Source organism: Cryobacterium lactosi, from assembly GCF_004403945.1.
Taxonomy (GTDB): domain Bacteria; phylum Actinomycetota; class Actinomycetes; order Actinomycetales; family Microbacteriaceae; genus Cryobacterium; species Cryobacterium lactosi.
Genome location: NZ_SOHM01000007.1, coordinates 393909 through 414798, shown reverse-complemented (window position 1 = coordinate 414798; position 20890 = coordinate 393909). Strand labels below are relative to the sequence as shown.

The following is a 20890-nucleotide window of genomic DNA, read 5'->3' as shown; positions in this document are numbered from 1 at the left end:
CCAGGCAACCCAAGCCCCCGGCCCTACCGGGCCGGGCCTGCATCAACGACCCCCGCAAGAAACCCAAACCCAACCTGTCTCAAACAGGTTGACAAATACCGTGCGCCGGGCGCAATTGTCCGTACGGGCAACAGTCAGCCTCGGCGGGGCGGGGCCGCGCCGGTCAGCGGCGGTCGTCGCGGCCGGTCAAGGCCAACAGCCGGGACTGCAGCGGCGCATCCTCGGGCATCGGAACCGGGGAATCGAACAGGCCACTGGCCTCCAGTGCGTCCCGTTGCGGTTCGAAAACCGTCCAGACTGCGGCCACCAACGCGTCATCCAGGACCTCGTCGGCTGCGGTGGCCCTGGCCAGGTCCCAGGAATGAATCGTCACGTCGGACACCTGCTCACGCAGGTAGTCCAGCACCGTGACGGTGTCGTAGGAGAGCTGCACCGACGCATCCGCAGGCGCGGCCTGCCAGGCCGCCGTTGCGAGCGAGGAGTGCGTGTGCCATTCGGCGGGGAGGTCGTCGCCCAGCGGATCGACCCTGCGCCTTGCCTGGTCCAGGGTCAACCCGGCCAGCAGCGGCGGGATCCACTGCTGCTCCTGGACGACATGGCGCACCAGGTCGCCCACGGTCCATTCCTTGTCCGGGGTCGGCGCATTCCAGTCGTCGACGGCGGCGATGCGGCGAGCGAACTCGCGGTGGGCCTGCTGCTGCAGGGTGTACCAGTCGACGGGCGCGGCGGTATCCGTCGCTTCGTCCGGCAGTGTCGGGTCAGGTGTTTTCGTGGTGTCAGTCGGCGCGGTGGCGTTGGTAGTCACAGTGGGCTCACTTCGTTGATCGGTCATGCGGCATCCGCCCAGAGGGGAAAGGCCCGTGCTGGGTGCAACGACACCAGGCCCGCCGGAATTCCGTGCCCGTCGGCATTCCCTGCAAGCGGGGATTGCCTGCGGGCCGGTCGTCAGAGCGGCCATTGGGCGGTGCCCGCCGCGGCCTCAACTGCTGCGGAAGCCGACCAGGGCGCCGCCGGTGACCCGCACTCCGAGATTGAACAGCAGGGCGTATACCGTGCCGAGAACCGTGACGAGCACAGTGTTGAGCAGCACGACGGCCGCCGTGAAGGCCAGCACAGTGTTCCACTCCAGGATGGCGCTGAGATCGTTGGTCGTGCCGGCCAGGTCGCGGTAGGTCGTGGACGCGGTCGTGAGCAGGTCGCTGTCGCCGAGAAGCTGCACAGCCAACAGGATCAGGGCGACCGTCACGATGTTCAGGCAGACCGATCCGAGGAAGGCGAGCTTGGTACTCGACCACACCCCGACGTGAGCGAGCCCCAGACGCATCGCACGGCCAGGGTCGGCCCGACCGTCGTCGCGCCCGCCCTTGCGGGCCAGCCTGTCGGCCACGTCGGTCACAGTGCGCGCCCGTGCCGCATAGCCGGTCGCGCCGGCCGGTGGTTGTTGTTGTTGTCGTGCGTCATAATTCCCCCGAATCACTGGTCCCCTTGCCTTGATATGTCCGGGGGAGACCGGTTCGTCTCACCCGTGCGAGAATTTCTGCGAAGCCAACTCAGCCAGAACCCAGCCGACTCCCGCCGTCGGCCAGACCGAACGGGGATCCCCAGTGTCAGGTGCCATTGCCGTCATGCTTCCGCGCGACCTGCCCGCCGCGCAGTTCGTGCCCTACGCCCGCCGGGCCGAAGAACTCGGTTTCGACGAGATCTGGGTGGTGGAGGACTGCTTCTTCCGCGGCGGAATCGCGCAGGCCGCCGTGGTCCTTGCCGCCACGACGACCATCGTCGTGGGGATAGGGATCCTGCCTGCGGCCGCCCGCAACCCCGGCTTCGCGACCCTCGAGATCGCCACCCTCGCCGAGCTCTTCCCCGGGCGGCTGCAGGTCGGAATCGGACACGGCATGCCGGGCTGGATGCGGCAGACCGGCAGCTGGCCGGCCAGTCCGCTGGCCATGCTCGCCGAAAACGTCGACCTGACGCGCGCCCTGCTGCGCGGCGCGAACGTCACGGCATCCGGCCGGTACACCCGGGCGGATGCCGTGCTCCTGGCCGGCGCCCCCGCCACGGTTCCGCCGATCCTTGCGGGCGTGCGGGGCCCGAAGTCGCTCGCGCTGGCCGGCGCCTGCGCGGACGGGGTGGTGCTGGCCGAACCCGTCACACCTGAATACCTCGCGGCCGCGATTGCCGCGCTGGATGCCGGTCGCGACGCCGCACCCGCCGATTTCGGGTTCCCGGCCCTGCGGCCGCCGCTGGCCGAACGACACATCGTGGCCTACAACGCGGCCGCCGTTGACGACGACCCGGCCGTGGCGCGCGCCCTGGTGCGCCCGGCACTCGAGTGGATCGGCGACCCGGACTGGGCCCCGCACATCCGGGTTCTGCCGTTCGCCGCGGAATTCGACGCCCTACGCGCAGCCAGCACCAGCCGCGCTGCCTTCGCCGCGGCGCTGCCCGAGCAGTGGGTCGACCAACTGGCGGTGGTCGGCACCGCCGCATCCGCTCGACGGCGCATCGACCAGCTGCACACCGCGGGAGCCACGAGTGTGGTCCTCCTGCCGGCCGGCCCTGACCCTGTGAAAGCGCTGGAGTCGCTGGCCACGGTCCTGTCGGTGCGGCCGGGTGCCGCCTAGGCTGGAACAAACCGAAGGAGCAGACACATGGGATTTTTCGATCGCCTGCTGGGCCGACCCGAACAGCCGCAGCAGCCCCGCCGTGCGGCGGCTCCCCAGCGCACCGACGACGAGATCGCCGTGGAGCGCTACCGCTACCTTCTGCGCACGGCGCCGCCCGAAACCATCGAGCAGGTGCACACCGAGGCCTTCAGCAAGCTCAGCGACGAACAGCGCGACCTGCTCTTCCAGCAGCTGACCGAGAACGCGATGGAGGGCGAACGCCCGGCCAACGCCGAACCGGCCACCCTCGCCAAGTCCGCCACCCGGGCCGAACTCCGCCAGCCGGGCACCCTGGACCGGGCATTCGGTGGCGATCAGGCCGGCGGTCGGCAGGGTCCCGGCTTCGGCAGCATGCTCGGCGCCTCCCTGCTGGGCACCGTGGCCGGCTATGTCGTCGGCTCGGCCATCGTGGGCGCGTTCCTGCCCGATGCCGGCGGTGAGGCGGATGCGTCCGGCGACACCGGCGCGGACTCGGGCGGCGATGCCGGGACCGAGACCACGGCGGACTCCGGCGGCGACTTCGGGGGCGACTCCGGTGGTTGGGGCGACTTCGGTGGCGGCGGCGATTTCGGTGGCGGCGATTTCGGCGGTTTCTAACCGGCCGCGCAGCGCACCAACCCTGTACTGTCGAAGGTAGCTTCGATTTGATGGCTGCCGGTTCGGCAGAAGGGCGTGGTGCGGAATGAGCAGGCAGGACGGCAGCGACCGGCAGACCACCGGTGCCGACGTCGACGACACCACCGCCACGATGCTGCACATCGACATGGATGCGTTCTTCGCCTCCGTGGAGCTTCTCGATCACCCCGAGCTGGTGCACCTGCCCGTCGTCATCGGTCACCGCTCCGGCCGGTCCGTGGTGACGGCCGCCAATTACGTGGCCCGCAAGTACGGCGTCAACTCGGCCATGCCCATGGCAATTGCCCTGCGCCGCTGCCCGGCCGCGATCGTGCTCGAGCCGCACATGAGCCGGTACGCGGAGGTCTCCCGCCAGGTGATGGGGATCTTCGGCGACATGACGCCGATGGTCGAACCGCTCAGCATCGACGAGGCGTTCCTGGACGTGACCGGCGCCCGGCGCCTGCACGGCTCGCCCGCCCAGATCGCCGAGAAGATCCGCGCGCGGGTCTTCGCCGAAACCGGGCTGACCTGCTCGGTCGGTGCCGCGTCGACCAAGTTCGTGGCCAAACTGGCGTCCGGCCGGGCCAAGCCGGACGGCCTGCTGGTGATCCCCGCTGAGGACACCATCGCCTTCCTGCATCCGTTGCCCGTCGGAGCCCTGTGGGGCGTCGGCGCCACCACCGAACAGGCCCTGCTCGGGCTCGGGCTCCGGCAGGTGCGTGACATCGCGCACGCCCCGCTCGAGATGTTGCAGCGCGCCGTGGGCGTGGCGTCAGCGCACAAACTGCATGACCTGTCCTGGGGCATCGATCCGCGCACGATCAACCTCGACCGCGACGAGAAGAGCATCGGCCACGAGGTCACCTTCGAGCACGACGTCACGGATGTGGCCCGGTTGCGCAGTGAACTCCTGCGCCAGTCCGACGCCGTGGCGGCGAAGCTCCGCGGCAACGGCCTGGTCGCGCGCACGGTGGTGCTCAAGCTCCGCTACGCCGATTTCAGCACGGTGACCCGCTCCCGCACCCTGAACGAGGCGACCAATGTGGGCCGGCGGATCTACGAGGAGGTCGCCGCGAGCTTCGACGTGCTCGCCGCCCGGGGCATCCGGGTGCGCCTCATCGGGGTGCGTGCCGAGCAGCTCGGCACCGGTGACGGCGCCGGGATGGGCCTGTGGGACGATGACGACGACTGGCGCGAGGCCGAGCTCGCCGTGGACACCGTCACCGCCAGGTTCGGCCGGGGGATCGTGCGGCCGGCGTCGCAGCTGCGTGGCGGGAGCGCTCCGAAGCGTGACGTGCACCCCTTCGGGACACCGCAAGGGGAAGGGGAGTAGCCTCGCAGCATGACTAATCTCGCCTTGAAGCTCGCAGAAAACGCTCGATCCATCGGGGTCAGGTCGGCCTATGGGGATCCCGTGCAGATCGAGGGTGTCACCATCGTTCCGGTCGCCCTGGTGCAGTACGGATTCGGCGGCGGCGGTGAAGGCGACGAGTCCGCCGCGGCCGGTGGCGGCGGTGGCGGCATGGCCATCCCGATCGGCGCCTACGTGAAGTCCGGCGGGGCGGCCCGGTTCGAGCCGAACGTGATCTCGCTGCTCGCCGTCGGCATCCCGTTCGTGTGGGTCTCCGGCAAGGCCATCGCCCGGATCATCCGCGCGCTCAAGCGCTAGCGACCGCGGGCGTCTGGCGGCGCGACGGCGTCGCGCTGCGTCTCGTCGCGCCCGGATACGCCCGCAGGGTTCTATACTCGAATCGAACAACACGGGAGTCCGGTGAACCGGGCTGAGAGGAAGCTACTTCAGCTTCGACCGTCGAACCTGATCTGGATCATGCCAGCGCAGGGAGGCTTCTCAATCCCGTGCCCAGTATTCCTCTACGGAAAGGGCACGAACAGTGCACGCATCAATCAACACCCTGACTTCTCACACGCCGGCCCCCTCCACGTCGCGTAAACCGCGGGTGCTGAAATGGCGGGTCGTCGACATCGTCGTGGCCAGCGTCATCGGCGTCGCCAGCGGCGTGATCTTCTGGGCCTGGGGTCTGGCCTGGTCGCCGCTGAGCGCCCTGCTCGCCTTCACCCCCGGGCTTGAGGGGCTCCTGGCCGGCGGCTGGCTGTTCGCCGGCGTTCTCGGCGGGCTCATCATCCGCAAGCCGGGTGCCGCCGTCTACACCGAGGTGGTCGCCGCCGTCGTGTCGATGCTCATCGGCACCCAGTGGGGCTTCTCCACCTTGATCTGGGGCGTGGTGGAGGGTCTGGGCGCCGAGATCGTGCTGGCGCTGTTCTTCTACGCCAATTGGCGTCTCGGCGTCGCCCTGCTGGCCGGAGCCGGCGCCGGTGTCGCTGTCGGCCTGCTCGACACGACCTTCACGAGCTACGCGGCCCTGGACATCGGCTACAAGGCCGTCTACTTCGTCTCCGCCGTCGTCTCCGGCACCGTGCTGGCCGGGTTGCTCTCCTGGCTGGCGGTTCGCGGGCTCGCCCGCACCGGCGCGCTGAGCCGGTTCGCCGCCGGTCGTGAATCCGGCCCGACCGACCGGGCACTCAGCCAGCCCGCCCAGTGACCGGCGCCAGGGTCACGGCGTCCGGCTGGGGCTGGCGGCACGCCGGCAGGGCCAGGGCCGCGGTCTCCGGGCTGGATCTGGACATTCGCCCGGGGGAGCGGGTGCTCGTGCTCGGGCCCAGCGGCGCGGGTAAGAGCACGCTGATGCATGCCTTGGCCGGCGTGCTCGGCGACGACGAGGATGGCGACGAGACCGGCGAGCTCCTCGTGGACGGCCGGCGGCCCAGCGCGTCCCGCGGCCGGGTGGGCCTGGTGCTGCAGGACCCGGATTCCCAGGTCGTACTCGCCCGCGTGGGCGACGACGTCGCCTTCGGCTGCGAGAACCTGGCCGTGCCGCGCGCCGAGATCTGGCCGCGGGTCGGCCAGGCCCTCGCCGACGTGGGCCTGGACCTGCCGCTGCGACACCCGACCAGTGCCCTCAGCGGCGGCCAGAAGCAACGCCTGGCCCTGGCCGGGGTGCTGGCCATGCGACCCGGCCTTGTGCTGCTCGACGAGCCCACCGCCAACCTCGATCCCGAGGGGGTGGTGGAAGTGCGCGACGCCGTGCTGCGCTCAGTGGAGGCATCCGGCGCGACCCTCATCGTGATCGAACACCGTGTCGCCGTCTGGCAGCAGGTGGTCGACCGCATCATCGTGCTCGATCCGGCCGGAGGGATCCTCGCCGACGGGCCCACCGACAGGGTGCTCAGCGCCGAAGGCGAACGGCTGGCCGCCGCCGGGGTGTGGATTCCCAGGTTCCCGCCCGCGCCGCCCGAGCGCCGGAACCGCTCCGAGGCGTCCGAGGCCGAGGTCCTGCTGCACGCCGAGGGTCTCTGCGTCGGGCGGGTGCCGTTCGCCCGCAAACGCGCCGTCGTCGTCGCGGGGGAGCTGAACCTGACCCTGGAATCCGGCACCGCCACCGCAGTCACCGGCCCGAACGGCACCGGCAAGTCGACCCTGGCACTCACCCTGGCCGGGCTCCTCGCCCCGGCGGGCGGACATCTCACCGCAGCGGATGCGCTGGCCGCCGGACTCGGGCCGGCCCCACACCGCTGGCGCTCCCGCGACCTGCTCGAACGTATCGGCACCGTCTTCCAAGACCCCGAACACCAGTTCCTCGCCGGCACGGTGCGGGGCGAACTCGCGATCGGCCCCCGCGCGCTCGGCCTGGGCGGCGCCGCGCAGACGGAGCGGGTGGACGCCCTGCTGCACCGGCTGCGACTGGACCACCTCGCCGACGCGAACCCGTTCACCCTCTCCGGCGGCGAGAAACGCCGGTTGTCGGTCGCGACGGTACTGGCCACACGGCCCAGGCTGCTGGTGCTCGACGAACCCACCTTCGGGCAGGATTCCCGCACCTGGGCCGAGCTTGTCCGGCTGCTCGCCGAGTTGCTCGACGAGGGCACCGCTGTGCTGGCGGTCACGCACGACGAGCAGTTCGTGTCCGCACTGGCGGATGCGCGACTCACCCTGGTGCCCGGTGCCGGGCCGGCCGGAAGCCCCGGCGGTGCCACCGGCAGGCTGAGCAGCGGACTGCGCCGGCGCATCGGAACGGAGCCGCTGTGAGCCTGATGACGCCGGAGATCCGGCCGAGTGCCATCGCCCGGGTGAACCCGGTGGCCAAACTCGCCGTGGCGCTGCTGATCAGCTGCGCCCTGATGCTGTCCATCGACTGGGTGTCAGCCGCGGTGGCGCTTGCCCTCGAGGCCGTGCTGTTGGCCTGGTGCGGGCTGAGCGCCCGCCAGTTCTGGCTGCGCACCGCGCCGGTGTGGATTGCCGCGCCGTTCGCCGTTCTCACCACGGTGCTCTACGGGCAGGACTCCGGCGCGGTGCTGCTCAGCGCCGGCTTCGTGTCGGTGACGGAGGGATCGGTGGCCCTGGCCCTCGCGATCGGGTTACGGATCCTGGCCATCGGCATCCCCGGCATCGTGCTGCTGGCCACCACCGACCCCACCGACCTCGGCGACGGCCTCGCGCAGGTGCTGCGCCTGCCGGCCCGGTTCGTGCTCGGCGCCCTGGCCGGTTTGCGCCTGGTGGGCATGTTCATCGACGATTGGCACTCCCTCGCCCTGGCCCGGCGGGCCCGCGGCGTGGGCGACGGCGGCGGGCTACGCGGCCGGGGCCGCCGGTTCGGCGGTCTCGCCTTCGCCCTGCTGGTGCTCTCGGTGCGACGCGGCAGCAAGCTCGCCACCGCCATGGAGGCCAGGGGCTTCGGCAGCGACATCCCGCGCACCTGGGCCCGGGAATCGGTGTTCGGTTTGCGCGACAGCCTGGTCGTGGTCATCGGGGCTGTCATTGCCGCCACCGCGATCACGGCCGCAGTGCTGGCGGGGACGTGGCATTTTGTGCTCGCCTGACCTGGCCACCCCGGTCCCGGCAACCCCCGTCCTGGACGCCGTTCGCACGCTGGGCCGCAATCCCGTCGGCGACCGGGCCGTGGTCCTCATCGACGGCCCCAGCGGCGCGGGCAAGAGCACCCTCGCCGACGCGGTGCTGGCCGCCTGGCCTGGCCCGGTCCTGCCGACACTGGTGCGCCTGGACGACGTCTACCCAGGTTGGGGCGGTCTGGACGCCGCCATAGACCAGATCGGCCGGTTGGTGCTGGGCGCCCGGCACGCCGGACGGCCCGCGGCGTGGCAACGCTACGACTGGGCGGCGGCCCGCCCGGCCGAATGGCACAGCATCGACCCCGGCCGTCCCCTCGTGATCGAGGGCTGCGGCGCCCTGGCCGAGGCGCATGCCGCGCTGAGCGACGTGCGGGTGTGGCTGGATGCCGACGACGGCATCCGCAAGCAGCGCGCACTGGCCCGTGACGGAGGCGGGTTCGAAGCACACTGGGACCAGTGGCAGAGGGACTGGGAAGCATACCGCGACCGGGACCAGCCCGAACGGTGGGCGACGGTGCGGCTCACCGGCACACCGCTGGGCCGGGACGCTCCGCCGGTTCCTCAGGCGAAAGCCGTGCCGCCGCAGTAGGTTGGGGTCATGACTACCCCGCAGAGTGAGAACACCGAATACATCGTGGAGTTCGTGGACGGCCCGCTGGAGGGCCAGGCCGAAACCCGCGTGCTCCTGCACGGCGAGCACGACGCGCGGATCAGCATGGTCGCCGCCGTGGACAGCATGGAGTCGCTGTTCTGGTACGACGAGGTCGACAGTCGTGAGGTGCAGGGCAAGCTTCACGTGCGCTACGCCTTCGACTCCTCTGACAGCGACCCGGTCGAATCGAACGACGAACCCGACTGAACCGCGGTTGCGGCTGCCCGGTGATTACCAGCTGTTGACCAGCGCGCTGATCACCGGGATGGGGTGCAGCAGGCGCCAGCCCGGCCCCGGATCGGTCAGCGTGCTATCCAGCTCCAGGGTGGACGAGACGCTCTCGCCGAACGCATCCACCGTGACCCGGCCGATCTTCGCCCCAGCCCGCCCTGTCGTGACGTCGTCGAGGGTCACCTCGGCGTTGCTGGGGGCGGCGGCCTGCCAGCCGAACCTGGTCTTGGGCGTGCCGACGACGGCACCGGCCGAATCGCCCCACGCGGTCGTGAGGGTCGCGTAGCCGTCGCCCTCAGCCAGCACCGGCAACTCGGTCACCCCGGCCCGTGCCGACGCCATCAGCGCCGTCAGGTCGGCGGTGAGGGTGTCATAGTCCGGCTCACCCAGGAACGCGCCGGCAAAGGTGAAGGTCTTCTCCCCGGCGACCACTGTGGCGGTGAACAGGAAACACACGCCGCCGGCATCGGTGTAACTGCGGGAGACGCCGGTGATGCCTTCCTCCGGCAGGTAGGCCGTCGTGTTGTTCACGCCGCGCTGGCCGACCAGGGCGGATGCCGGCTGCTTGATGATGTCGGCGATCACAGGATTCGTGGCTGCGAGGGCCGCGATCCTGGCCAGGTCGGCGCCGGTGCCCGCGCTGCCGTCTTGGAGGCCGTTGGCGTCGACGACGGTGGTGTCGGCCATGCCGTTGGCAGCCAACCACGCGTTGGCGGCGGTGAGGTAGGCGTCGACCGAGCCGAAGGCCCACCGGGCGAGGGTATCGGCGTGATTGTTGCTGGAGCCGAGGATCATGGCCTGCAACATCTCCCGCTCGGTCCAGCTCTCGCCGGGAAAGACGATCACGGTACGGGCATCCTCAGCCGTGTAGTCGAGGTAGTCCTGGTAGTCGGCGGTGACCAGCGAGTAGGCCGGACCGGGCTCGCCGGCCTCGAGGGGTTTGGCGTCGAGCACGACGAGGGCCGTGATGATCTTGGCGGCGGACGCCATCGGCAGGGGGGCGCTGCCGCCGCCGACGGCGATGGGATCCACGCCCAGGGTCTCGGTCCGGGTGCCCGCCGCGGCCGTGTCCGCTGTCGCGCTCTCACCGGTCGCGTCCACGGGCGTCACGGCGAGGATGCCGCTGGTCCCGGCAGCGGGCAACACCGGGGTGGACGCGGTCACGGACGCATCCGGCACGGTGAGGGCGACGGTCGCGTGGGGGAGCGGGCCGAGCAAAGTGGCGGGCCCGTACACCCCGATCGTCAAGATTACGAGGGTTCCCACCGAAATACCGATGACCCGGCCAGGTCGAAATCTACTCATGGTTCAGGGTAGCCGACCCCGGTCACGCCCAGCCCAGCTCGTGCAGCCTGTCGTCGTCAATGCCGTAGAAATGTGCGATCTCGTGAACGAGGGTCACGTGAATCTCGTCCCGCAACTCGTCCAGAGTGTCGACGATGGCCAGCAGCGGCTCACGAAACAGGATGATGCGGTCGGGCATCTCGCCGAAGCCATACTGGCCGCGTTCGGTCAGTGCGACGCCGTCGTACAGGCCCAGGGTGTCCAGGGTGCCGTTCTCGGGCCGGTCCTCCACCACGAAGATGATGTTCTCCAAGCCGTCGACCATGTCGTCGGGGAGCAGGTCGAGTTGGTCGATGACGAGACGTTCGAAGTCGTCGTGGTTGAGCGTGAGCATCCACTCAGCATGACACGGGGCGAACGAAAAAGTCCCGGCCTGCACAGGCCGGGACTTCTCATTTCATTGGGGTGAGTAACGGGGCTTGAACCCGCGACCTCCTGGACCACAACCAGGCGCTCTACCAGCTGAGCTATACCCACCATGTGCCGCTCCACTCTCACGAGCGGAGGCAACTCAAGAATTCTATTACACGTTTGGGGTGAAGTTGTTCACAACGGCCGCTGCGTGCGATTTTGCTTCGGCGCTTGTGGGTCCGGGATCGGCCACGAAGACGCTCTGGCGGTAGTAGGCGAGCTCACGAATCGACTCGAGGATGTCGGCGAGGGCGCGGTGGCCACCGTCTTTCGCGGGTGCGTTGAAGTACGCACGCGGGAACCACCGGTGCGCGAGTTCCTTGATCGACGAGACATCGACGTTGCGGTAGTGCAGCTGCTTGTCCAGGCGCGGCATGTACCGGGCCAGGAACGCCCGGTCGGTGCCGATGGAGTTGCCGGCCAGGGGAGCGCGCTGGTCTTCGGGAACGAAACGCAGCACGTACTCGAGGACCTGATACTCGGCGTCTGCCACGCTCACGCCATGGGGGATCTCCTCGATCAGTCCGGAGGAGGTGTGCATGTTGCGCACGAAGTCGCCCATGTTCTCCAGGGCCGAAGCGTCGGGCTTGATCACGATTTCGAGGCCGGGGTCGAGAATGTTGAGGTCGAAGTCCGTGACGACCACCGCAATCTCCACCAATTCGTCGTTGTTGATGTCGAGCCCGGTCATTTCGCAATCGATCCATACCAACCGGTCACTGCTATTTGTCATGGGGTGAGTCTAGCGGTGGCCCTGGACAGGCTCCCCGGTCGATCGTTGCTCACACGGCCCGGCCGGCGCTCGTAGACTTGCTCTGATGCTTACAACACTCGCCATCCTGCTGCTGCTCAACGCCGTCTGGAACGTCGTGGTCTGGCCCCGCTTCTATAAGAGGGTCAGTCAGGATGACCGGGCGCGGGATGCGTCTGGCAAGCCGACGTCGTTCTTGATCGTGCACGCCGTGCTGGTCGGGGTGTCGCTGCTGCTGGCCGTGGTCTCAGCGGTAGTGGCCGTTATCGCACTCGTCAACGGCTAGGAGCCGGTATGGAACTCATCTTCTTCTCTTCGGCGTTCTGTGAGCCGTGCCTGCAGACCCGTGCCGTCCTGGCCGAGGTCGAACGGCTGGTGCCGGCGGCGACGGTGCGGGAACTCGACGTGGCGCACGACAACGCGGCGGCCGAGGCTGAGGGGATCCGCACCACTCCCACGATCATCGTTCACAACGCCGCCGGCGACGAGGTGTTCCGAGCCACGGGCGTGCCGACCCTCGCCCAGGTGCTCGTGGCCACGGCCAAAGCCCTGTAGGTGCGCCCACGCCCGGGTAGCCGTCCGGACTGCGGTATCGTTGAAGCGCTATGCGCCCCCGTAGCTCAGGGGATAGAGCAGGAGCCTTCTAATCTCTTTGTCGCAGGTTCGAATCCTGCCGGGGGCACAGCACAACCCCGCCGGGTCGCCGGCGGGGTTGTTTTTTTCATCCGCACGGGGCCACACCGTCGCCGGGGGAGCGAGCGGATGTGCAGCCTGTCACCAGCCGCCACTTGATAGATTCGTCACATGCGAGAACTACAGCAGCGAATCATCCGGGAACTGCACGTGAGTGCGACCATCGACCCGGCCCTGGAGATCCGACGCCGCGTTGACTTCCTCAAGGACTACCTTCTCGCCAGCGGGGCGAAGGGTCTGATTCTGGGGATCAGCGGAGGGCAGGACTCCTCCCTGGCCGGGCGGCTCTGCCAACTGGCGATCGAGGAGCTCACCGTCGAGGGCCACACCGTGCGCTTCATCCCCGTGCGACTGCCCTACGCGGTGCAGCGGGACGAGGATGACGCGCAGCTGGCCTTGGAGTTCATCGCCCCGGAATCGAACCTCACGTTCAACATCCAGCGAGCAGTCGACGGCTTCGAGGCCGAATTCGCTCAGAGCACCGGCACCCCGATGCCCGACTTCGACAAGGGCAACGTCAAGGCCCGCGCCCGGATGATCGCGCAGTACGCGATCGCCGGTGCCCACGGCCTGCTGGTGGTCGGCACCGATCACGCGGCAGAGGCGGTGACCGGGTTCTTCACCAAGTACGGCGACGGCGGTGCGGATCTGCTCCCGCTGACCGGTCTCACCAAACGGCAGGGCCGGGCGCTGCTGATGGAACTCGGCGCCCCGGAGCATCTCTACCTCAAGGCGCCCACGGCCGACCTTCTGGACGACAACCCCGGTCAGACCGACGAGGCGAATCTGGGGATGCAGTACGAGCACATCGACGACTTCCTCGAGGGCAAGACCGTGGAGGACCAGGTGGCCCAGGCCATTGAGCGTCGCTACCTGAGCACTGAGCACAAGCGTCAGGTGCCGGCATCCCTGTTCGACGACTGGTGGAAGTAGTCCTCCGTAGCCTGAACCCCGGCGGGTGACCTGCCGGCAGACCACAAAACGCCGGCCCGCGAGAGCGGACCGGCGTTTCTGTTTTGGAGCGTGAGGCTCAGGCCTTCGGAAGCGGCGCTGGGCGCACCTCGAGGGCCTGAACATCGTCGAGGAGACGCTGGGTCTCTGTTGACGGAGACGCGGACGGGGGCGCTGCCGCCGGAACGTAGCCGAGCGGCTGACCGGTCGGGGCCTGGGCTGGTGCGGCGGGGGTCGCGAACTGGTCGTGGTGCTGCTGCGCCACCCAGGCGTCCTGCTCGGCGAGGAGGTTCTTCTCGGTAGAGGTGTTCTGCGTCTTCCACCGGTCCAGGTCGCCCTGGAAGATCTTCCGGGCCCTGGACGGCTTCTTCTGCCAGTCGATGAGGCGGTCGCGGAACTCGACGAGCGCCGGCTCGAGCTGGTAGCCGAAGGTGGCCGACGTGCGCTTGAGTTCGGCCAGCTGGTGGGCTGCCCAGTCCGCCGCGATGCTGGACCCCTTGATCGGCAACAGCCGGATCTGGATGTCGGCCATGCCGACGGCCCGGTCGTTCATCACCTGCTCCTGCGGGGTCAGCGAGTTCCAGACGGATGCCTCGGTCGCGGCATCCACGATCGATCCGATGGCCGCGGCCTTGAGCTCACGGTCGTGCTGGGCGAGCAGGCGCGCGATGGCACCCCGCGCGATCCAGGCGGCCAGGACGCTGGCCACGATAATCGCGACGATCAGCACGACGGCGCTGAAAATCACGGGCTGGTTCCTGGTCGCTGAGAGCCAGGTTACGAAATCATTCCACCACTGCATGTGCGGAAGGCTACCCCGCAGCCGGGTCGATCAGCGGTAGCTGTGACGGCGTGGCCGGATTAGCCGTCACAAACGGTTCGGCAAGCACATATTCCAGGCCTCGTCCGACGAGATGATTCAGCCGGACCCCAGACGGGGTTTGTCCCAATTCTCGTTCACACCTAGACCTCGAGCCGACATGCACCCTATGTTTGTAACGTTGCAAAGATGCACAAGCCTTCTGCCAAACGGTTGATGTCTACCAAACGCGATAAATACGTTACGAGGATGTACGGATGAATCAGCTACCTGCAGAGACCAAGAAACCGAACATCGTGATGATCATGACGGATCAACACAGGGCAGATTTCTCGAAGCTGTCGGGGCTCAGCATCGACACCACGCCCTACCTCGACCACATGGCCACGGCTGGCGCTCATTTTCCTCGTGCATACACAAGTTCGCCGGCCTGTGTCCCTGCCCGAACGAGCCTTTTGACCGGCCGCTTTCCGCTCGCGCACCGGGTGACACAGAACAGTAATGCGCAAGAAGCCTACTTTTCGCAGGACGCAATCGATGTTCTCAGGTCGTCCGGCTATCGGACGGTCTTCGCTGGAAAGCCGCACATGCACCGCGGACCCGACGATTTCGATTCATTCTCTGGTCCGTACTTTCATACGGATGGCCCGGAGAACACACCAGAAGATGAAGCGTTCGATCGATGGCTCGACAATCTCGACCATGGCGTGAGTCACGTCCCCACGCCTTTTTCCGTGAAACAACAGCTCGCGTATCGGATTGTGGACGATGCCATCGCCGCAACGACCGAGGTCGACGACCCTCAGCCGACGTTTTTGTGGGTGTCGTTTCCTGAGCCGCACAATCCGTATCAGGTGCCCGAACCCTACTTCAGCATGTTCGCCGAATCAGACCTTCCGGAGAGAGCACACGGCCCGGAGGCGGCTCAAGCAAAAGGGGGACACTGGGCTTGGCTGCAATCGCTCGTCGAGAGCAAACGGCCTGGCTACGACGATGAATGGCGCCGGTATCGGGCAAACTACTGCGGTCAGTTGCGCCTCTTGGACGACCAGATCAAGCGGTTGGTCACCCATGTCGAGGCCACCCTCACCGGCGAGACGCTGTTCATCTTCCTGAGTGACCACGGCGACTACGTCGGAGAGTACGGCATGCAGCGTAAGGGTGCGGGAATGCCCGAAGTGCTCATGCGGATACCGTTCTTCATGACTGGGGCCGGCGTTCGACCCGGCCAGACGCGCGATGAGTTCATCTCGATCGTCGATGTTTTTCCGACCCTCTGCGAGATCGTCGATGCCGCAATCCCCATGGGCGTTCAAGGCAGAAGTCTGGCACCGCTCCTCAAAGGTGACGCGCCGGACACCGGAGAGTTCGACAGCATCTACGCCGAGCGTGGTTTCGGCGGCCTGACCTACCAGGCGTCTGAGATGCCCCCGTTGCATTTCCCTGTGAGCGGGCCGACGTTCGACGAGCTCAATACGGTGACCCAGAGCGGGCGCACCAAGATGCTCCGCTATGACCACTACAAACTCCTCGTACACAGCGACAACACGGGCGAACTCTACGACTTGGATGCCGACCCGACCGAGGTGGACGACCGGTTCGAAGACCCGGAAATGGCCGAGGTCCGTCACGAGCTCGTCTGGCGGTTGATGCAGTGGCTTTTGCGCCTCCAGGACGATCTTCCGGTCGGCGCATACACAGCCAAGATCGCGCCCCATAACTGGGCCGGCGCGGCAGCATCCACTCGCTCATCCGAACACAACACCACCGCAGAGTAGCAAAGGAGCACTCATGAACATCGATTTGAATCGTCGCCAACTCATCGGCATCACACTCGCCGGCCTCGCCACCGCGACACTCGCAGCGTGCGCCGGCCCCGGTGGCGGCGCCGGAGCCGGCCGGCTCGGGCTCGCTTGGTACGGCGGGGACGCGGTACACGAGGCGATGAAGAAGCTGATCACCGAATACGCAAAGAAGGACTCGAGCATCTCGATCAGCGAACAGTACGCGGCGTTCGCTGACTACTGGGACAAGCTCGCGACGCAGACCGCGGGACGGACAGCCCCCGACGTAGTCAGGATGTCGATGAGCTACTTCTCGGACTACGCGAACCGGGGGGCACTTCTGGACATCAGCAAGTACATCGATAGCGACATCAACATCAGCGACATGCCCCGGGACGTCGCCGAGAGCGGCAACCTTGACGGAAAGTATTTCGGCGTCAGTCAGAGTTCGATAGCCAATGCCGCGTTCGTCGATCCAGAACTCATCGGAAGCCTGGGTGGGTCGGTCCCGACCGATGACTGGACGTGGGAAAGCTTCGCCGACTGGGCCAAGGCGATAGGCGCCAGCGGAGCCGGCAAGGTCTACGGGTCGATGGACCAAGGCGGAAACTTCCAGCTTTTCGAGAGCTTCGCTCGGGACCACGGAACAGAACTGTTCACCGCGAATGGTTCCGCTCTCGCCGTCGATGTGGACGTGATCGAAGACTGGTGGTCCTACTGGGCCGATATGCGCACCGATCGGGGTGCGCCGCCGGCATCGATCTCGGCTGAGACCACTGGCTTCGACACCTGGCCCCTCGCGAAGGGAATCACTGCGGTGGGCTTTGGCTGGGTGCAGCAGATCGCGTTCTTGCAGCCCGTGATGACACGGCAGTTGGAGGTCTTGATGCCACCAACGGTGTCCGGCGAGGCCAAGGGCCTGTTCGTCAAATGCCTCGATTTCTGGTCCATCTCGTCGAATGCGAAGGACCCAGCGGCAGCCGCGGACCTGATCGACTTCCTGATCAATGACGATGTGGCAATCCAAACCCTGGGTGTTGTCCTGGGAGTGCCGCCGACGCAACGCGCCATCGATCTACTGGCGCTTGACCCGACCTCTCCAGCCGGCAAAGCGGCCGGGTACATCGAGCGTGTCCGCGACCTCGCAGGCCCCGCTCCTGCGGCCTGGCCGACCGGCTACAACGAACTGCTCTCGCTCTTTGCGAGGCAGGCGCAGGACATCAGTTTCGACAAGTCCACGCCGGCGAAGGCAGCGCAGGACTTCCAGGAGCAGTCTGTGCAGATCCTCTCATGAACGCAGTGAGGCAGCCGTACCGGAGGCGATATGTCAGCGCTCAGTGAAATCAGGAGCCTGAGCCGGGCGGGCAGATCGGACTTCACATCAGAAGCGAACAAGAAGGAGGAACGCGCCGCCTACCTGTTCCTGCTGCCCTGGCTGGCCGGTCTCGTGCTGATCACAGCTGGCCCCATGCTCGTCTCGCTCTATATCTCCCTGACGGACTACAACCTGCTGCAGGCGCCGAACTGGGTCGGGACCGACAATTACACGCAGATGTTCTCGGACGAGAGACTGAAGAACTCGCTCGGGGTCACCTTCATTTACGTGTTCATCTCGGTGCCGATCCAACTCGCCGCCGCCCTCGGGTTGGCCATCGCACTGAATTACGGAATGCGGGGACTCTCCTTCTATCGGTCGGTGTACTACTTGCCCTCATTGCTGGGAGGCTCCGTGGCCATTGCCGTCCTCTGGCGGCAGCTGTTCGGCACGAGCGGGCTGGTCAATCAAGGACTCGAAGCCATCGGAGTAGCCAACCCGCCGGCGTGGATCTCCGACCCGTCCACTGCGCTCGGGACCCTCATCACGTTGAACGTGTGGACCTTCGGTGCCCCCATGGTCATCTTCCTGGCCGGCCTGCGCCAGATACCGACGATGTACTACGAAGCTGCTTCTGTCGACGGCGCTTCACAGTTGCGCCAGTTCTGGAGGATCACCCTTCCCCTGTTGTCCCCGATCATCTTCTTCAATCTGGTCTTGCAGATCATTCACGCCTTCCAAGCGTTCACGCAAGCGTTCATCGTCTCAGGAGGCACCGGTGGGCCATCAGATTCAACGATGTTCTTCACGCTCTACCTCTATCAGATGGGTTTCGGGAATTTCCAGATGGGTTATGCGTCGGCCATGGCCTGGTTGCTGTTGATCATCGTGGGCGCGTTTACCGCCATCAACTTCGCTGCGTCGAGATATTGGGTGTTCTATGACGACTGAAACCGTGCACACCGCGCCGCAACAGACGCTGATCAGGAGTGTCCGGAAAACCATGAGTCCGCGAAAACGGGCCCTGCGGTTGCTGAAGCATCTGGTCATCATCGGATTCGGAATCCTGATGATCTATCCCCTGCTCTGGATGGTGGTCAGTTCCCTGCGGTCGGAGGAGGAGATCTTCCAAGCCCCGGGGTTGCTCCTGAAAACGTTGCAGACCAGCAACTACGTGGACGGCTGGACCGGACTCCAGCATCCGTTCAGTCACTACCTCATCAATTCAGCGCTCATCGCGCTGGGATGCATCGTGGGGAATCTCGTCTCCTGCTCGATGGCTGCATTCGCGTTCGCGCGACTCCGATTCAGGGGCAAGAAAATCTTCTTCGCGATCATGCTTCTGACGATCATGCTTCCCATCCACGTCGTGATTGTTCCGCAGTACATTATGTTTTCTCAGCTCGGCTGGATCAATACGTTCTGGCCACTCATCGTGCCGAAGCTCCTCGCCACTGACGCGTTCTTCGTCTTCCTGATGATCCAGTTCATCCGCGGAATACCCCGCGAACTCGATGAAGCAGCCCGCCTTGACGGATGTGGATACTTCAGGACCTTCTGGAGCGTCATCCTCCCGCTGATGAAGCCGGCGCTTGTCACGACGACGATCTTCACCTTCATCTGGACCTGGAACGACTTCTTTGGGCAGCTGATCTACCTCACAGCCCCGGAGATGTACTCCGCCTCGGTCGCATTGCGGTCATTTGTCGACGCAACCGGAAGCAGCGCCTGGGGTCCGCTCTTCGCAATGTCCGTTCTCACCCTTCTGCCCGTCTTCCTCGTGTTCCTTGTCGGCCAGCGATACCTGATCCAAGGCATCGCGACGACGGGCGGAAAATGAACCACCTACCGAAAGAACCAGAGCATATGACCCACACGATCCCTCGTCCCGAACATCCTCGTCCACAACTGGTCAGGGACGAATGGCTCAGCCTGAACGGGGAGTGGCAGTTCGAGGTCGATCAAGCCGACAGCGGCATGGAACGTGGCCTGGTGGAGCGTCCACTCACGAAGAAAATTGTCGTTCCCTTCGCCCCGGAGTCAGCGGCTTCGGGGGTGGAAAACACCGATTTCCTCGAAGCGGTGTGGTATCGGCGCGACATCGACGTACCCGAGCACTGGGCTCACACACGGGTGCTGCTTCACTTCGGCGCCGTGGATCACGACACAACAGTGTGGGTGAACGGAGCTGAAGTTGGACGGCATCGGGGCGGCTTCAGTTCCTTCTCGTTCGATATCACCGACGCGCTCGCGGGGCAGAGTTCGGGCGTGCTCGTGGTCCGTGCGCGAGATCTGAGGAGCTCCGTGCAGGCTCGTGGGAAGCAAGCGACCTGGTTCGAGAACTCCCATTGCAATTACACCCGCACGACCGGTATCTGGCAGACCGTGTGGCTCGAAGCCGTCCCCGTTCTGCACATCAGGCGGCTCAGGGTTACGCCACAACTCGCATCCTCTTCCTTCGACGTGGAGGTGATTCTGTCGGGGAACCCCACTGGGCACCGAGTCGTGCTCTCGCTCTCGGATGCCTCCGGGGAAGTTGCGGTGGAGCGGGTGCGCGCCGATCTCGATCTTGCGCCCACGGTGCGGATTTCAATCCCGGAAGAGCGAATCAGGCAGTGGTCGCCTGAGGACCCGCATCTCTACGACCTTCAGGTGCAGCTCGTGGCGGAGGACGGAAGCACAGTCGACTCCGTTGCAAGCTACGCAGGTCTTCGATCGGTCTCGATCGAGGGCCACATCGTCAAGCTGAATGGTGCGCCGGTTTTTCAGCGGCTCGTACTCGATCAAGGGTACTGGCCGGAAACACTGATGACCGCGCCGACGGACCAGGCCTTGATTGAAGACATCCGTCTGTCTATGGCGGCGGGCTTCAACGGGGCCCGGCTGCATCAAAAAGTCTTCGAAGAACGGTTCTTTTATCACGCGGACCGCCTCGGGTACTTGGTCTGGGCGGAGTTCGGCGACTGGGGCGTTTCTGGCCAGGGCGTGGCGGGGAACAACCAGAAGCCCACTACATCATTCGTGACGGAGTGGTTGGAGGTGCTGGAACGGGACCGGAATCATCCGTCCATCATCGGATGGTGTCCCTTGAACGAGACCCACCAATTGATGCACGACCGCATCACCGCACTGGACGATGTCACTACAGGGATGTTTCTCGCCACGAAACTGGCAGACCCGAGTCGCCCGACGATTGATGCGTCTGGATACTCGCATCGAGTCCTACTGACCGATATCTACGACTCTCACTCCTACGAGCAGGACCCGGAGCTCTTTGCACTGGAGCAGGGTGGGCTCGCCGACGGCCACCCGTTCGTCAACCAGAATGCGAACGGGCCGTTCTCGCTGCCCTATCAGGGTCAACCGTACTTCGTCTCGGAGTACGGCGGCATCTGGTGGAACCCCGATCACATCGACGCCGACGGGGCTGATCGGACCGACTCCTGGGGTTACGGGCAGCGAGTCACGAGCGAAAGCGATTTCCACGATCGCTTCGCGGGACTCACGCGTGTGCTCTCCTCCAATCCTCATATGTTCGGTTACTGCTACACGCAACTGACCGATGTGTTTCAAGAGCAAAACGGCGTCTACCGATTCGACCGCACGGAAAAGCTCGACATTGGCCGGATCCGGGCGGTGCAAATGGAGAAGGCCGCCTACGAGCATGGGCCGGCTGAACTCGCGGGCGGCAGGGCAACGGGGGAATGAGCGCGGGAACAACCGGGTAA

23 protein-coding genes, 2 tRNA genes and 1 riboswitch are annotated in these 20890 nt (G+C 66.2%); of the genes, 18 read left to right on the top strand and 7 right to left on the bottom strand.

What is annotated here, in order from left to right; all coding sequences use genetic code 11:
- Positions 1–163 precede the first annotated feature (163 nt).
- Positions 164–805: a TIGR03086 family metal-binding protein gene (locus E3T61_RS03910; protein WP_241992365.1), complete on the bottom strand. Its 642-nt coding sequence runs from the start codon at positions 803–805 to the stop codon at positions 164–166.
- Positions 806–979: 174 nt separating this feature from the next.
- Positions 980–1396, bottom strand: a complete 417-nt coding sequence (locus E3T61_RS03905) for a DUF3566 domain-containing protein (protein WP_134639560.1) — start codon at positions 1394–1396, stop codon at positions 980–982.
- A 208-nt stretch (positions 1397–1604) separates the two neighbouring features.
- Here E3T61_RS03905 and E3T61_RS03900 point away from each other — a divergent pair, with 208 nt between their 5' ends.
- The 9 genes from E3T61_RS03900 to E3T61_RS03860 all read left to right on the top strand — a co-directional run bounded on the left by E3T61_RS03900 (position 1605) and on the right by E3T61_RS03860 (position 9069).
- On the top strand, positions 1605–2624 hold the full coding sequence (locus tag E3T61_RS03900; protein WP_241992364.1) for an LLM class flavin-dependent oxidoreductase: 1020 nt from the start codon (positions 1605–1607) through the stop codon (positions 2622–2624).
- A 27-nt stretch (positions 2625–2651) separates the two neighbouring features.
- Positions 2652–3263, top strand: coding sequence for a hypothetical protein (locus E3T61_RS03895; protein WP_134639559.1), 612 nt, complete (start codon positions 2652–2654; stop codon positions 3261–3263).
- An 85-nt stretch (positions 3264–3348) separates the two neighbouring features.
- Positions 3349–4617 (top strand): DNA polymerase IV, encoded by a 1269-nt coding sequence (gene dinB / locus E3T61_RS03890; protein WP_134639558.1) that lies wholly within the window; start codon positions 3349–3351, stop codon positions 4615–4617.
- 9 nt (positions 4618–4626) lie between these two features.
- A complete protein-coding gene (locus tag E3T61_RS03885; protein WP_104166635.1) occupies positions 4627–4953 on the top strand; it encodes a hypothetical protein in 327 nt (108 codons plus the stop codon).
- 81 nt (positions 4954–5034) lie between these two features.
- Positions 5035–5144, top strand: a riboswitch (TPP riboswitch).
- A 32-nt stretch (positions 5145–5176) separates the two neighbouring features.
- Positions 5177–5845: an ECF transporter S component gene (locus E3T61_RS03880; RefSeq protein ID WP_134639557.1), complete on the top strand. Its 669-nt coding sequence runs from the start codon at positions 5177–5179 to the stop codon at positions 5843–5845.
- The gene (locus E3T61_RS03875) at positions 5842–7389 is read left to right on the top strand and encodes an ABC transporter ATP-binding protein (protein ID WP_174776980.1); all 1548 of its coding nucleotides are present in this window, start codon (positions 5842–5844) and stop codon (positions 7387–7389) included. The genes E3T61_RS03880 and E3T61_RS03875 overlap by 4 nt, the downstream gene beginning before the upstream one ends.
- A complete protein-coding gene (locus tag E3T61_RS03870) occupies positions 7386–8180 on the top strand; it encodes an energy-coupling factor transporter transmembrane component T family protein (protein ID WP_134639555.1) in 795 nt (264 codons plus the stop codon). The genes E3T61_RS03875 and E3T61_RS03870 overlap by 4 nt, the downstream gene beginning before the upstream one ends.
- Positions 8167–8799, top strand: a complete 633-nt coding sequence (locus tag E3T61_RS03865) for an AAA family ATPase (RefSeq protein WP_166793132.1) — start codon at positions 8167–8169, stop codon at positions 8797–8799. Before E3T61_RS03870 ends, E3T61_RS03865 begins: the two co-directional genes overlap by 14 nt.
- 9 nt (positions 8800–8808) lie before the next feature.
- Positions 8809–9069: a hypothetical protein gene (locus tag E3T61_RS03860; protein WP_134639553.1), complete on the top strand. Its 261-nt coding sequence runs from the start codon at positions 8809–8811 to the stop codon at positions 9067–9069.
- A gap of 24 nt (positions 9070–9093) precedes the next feature.
- Here the strand turns inward: E3T61_RS03860 and E3T61_RS03855 are convergent, their stop codons facing one another.
- From E3T61_RS03855 to orn, 4 genes are all read right to left on the bottom strand, one after another.
- The gene (locus E3T61_RS03855; protein WP_166793131.1) at positions 9094–10341 is read right to left on the bottom strand and encodes a D-alanyl-D-alanine carboxypeptidase family protein; all 1248 of its coding nucleotides are present in this window, start codon (positions 10339–10341) and stop codon (positions 9094–9096) included.
- Between the two features lie 79 nt (positions 10342–10420).
- Positions 10421–10771, bottom strand: coding sequence for a metallopeptidase family protein (locus E3T61_RS03850; protein WP_134639551.1), 351 nt, complete (start codon positions 10769–10771; stop codon positions 10421–10423).
- A gap of 67 nt (positions 10772–10838) precedes the next feature.
- Positions 10839–10914 (bottom strand) — tRNA-His (locus E3T61_RS03845).
- Positions 10915–10960: 46 nt separating this feature from the next.
- Entirely contained in the window at positions 10961–11581 is a 621-nt protein-coding gene (orn, locus tag E3T61_RS03840) for an oligoribonuclease (RefSeq protein WP_134639550.1), read from the bottom strand.
- 85 nt (positions 11582–11666) lie between these two features.
- Here orn and E3T61_RS03835 point away from each other — a divergent pair, with 85 nt between their 5' ends.
- The 4 genes from E3T61_RS03835 to nadE all read left to right on the top strand — a co-directional run bounded on the left by E3T61_RS03835 (position 11667) and on the right by nadE (position 13225).
- Positions 11667–11885, top strand: a complete 219-nt coding sequence (locus E3T61_RS03835) for an SCO4848 family membrane protein (protein WP_134639549.1) — start codon at positions 11667–11669, stop codon at positions 11883–11885.
- Positions 11886–11893: 8 nt separating this feature from the next.
- Complete coding sequence (locus E3T61_RS03830; RefSeq protein WP_134639548.1) at positions 11894–12154, top strand: thioredoxin domain-containing protein; 261 nt, start codon at positions 11894–11896, stop codon at positions 12152–12154.
- Between the two features lie 54 nt (positions 12155–12208).
- Positions 12209–12281, top strand: a tRNA-Arg gene (locus E3T61_RS03825).
- Positions 12282–12403: 122 nt separating this feature from the next.
- Positions 12404–13225, top strand: a complete 822-nt coding sequence (gene nadE, locus E3T61_RS03820) for an ammonia-dependent NAD(+) synthetase (protein WP_134639547.1) — start codon at positions 12404–12406, stop codon at positions 13223–13225.
- A 97-nt stretch (positions 13226–13322) separates the two neighbouring features.
- Here nadE and E3T61_RS03815 read toward each other — a convergent pair whose 3' ends face one another.
- Positions 13323–14045: a hypothetical protein gene (locus E3T61_RS03815; protein WP_206751523.1), complete on the bottom strand. Its 723-nt coding sequence runs from the start codon at positions 14043–14045 to the stop codon at positions 13323–13325.
- Positions 14046–14320: 275 nt separating this feature from the next.
- On the opposite strand from E3T61_RS03815, the gene E3T61_RS03810 reads away from it, so the two are divergent.
- The 5 genes from E3T61_RS03810 to E3T61_RS03790 are packed head-to-tail and all read left to right on the top strand — an operon-like array spanning position 14321 to position 20870.
- Positions 14321–15841 carry a sulfatase-like hydrolase/transferase gene (locus E3T61_RS03810; RefSeq protein ID WP_134639546.1) on the top strand — a complete coding sequence of 507 codons (1521 nt, stop codon included), beginning with the start codon at positions 14321–14323 and terminating at the stop codon, positions 15839–15841.
- Between the two features lie 13 nt (positions 15842–15854).
- Positions 15855–17141, top strand: coding sequence for an extracellular solute-binding protein (locus E3T61_RS03805; protein ID WP_134639545.1), 1287 nt, complete (start codon positions 15855–15857; stop codon positions 17139–17141).
- A 30-nt stretch (positions 17142–17171) separates the two neighbouring features.
- On the top strand, positions 17172–18113 hold the full coding sequence (locus E3T61_RS03800) for a carbohydrate ABC transporter permease (RefSeq protein WP_134639544.1): 942 nt from the start codon (positions 17172–17174) through the stop codon (positions 18111–18113).
- A gap of 52 nt (positions 18114–18165) precedes the next feature.
- Entirely contained in the window at positions 18166–19002 is an 837-nt protein-coding gene (locus E3T61_RS03795) for a carbohydrate ABC transporter permease (RefSeq protein ID WP_241992362.1), read from the top strand.
- A gap of 26 nt (positions 19003–19028) precedes the next feature.
- Entirely contained in the window at positions 19029–20870 is a 1842-nt protein-coding gene (locus E3T61_RS03790) for a glycoside hydrolase family 2 protein (RefSeq protein WP_134639542.1), read from the top strand.
- Positions 20871–20890: the final 20 nt, after the last annotated feature.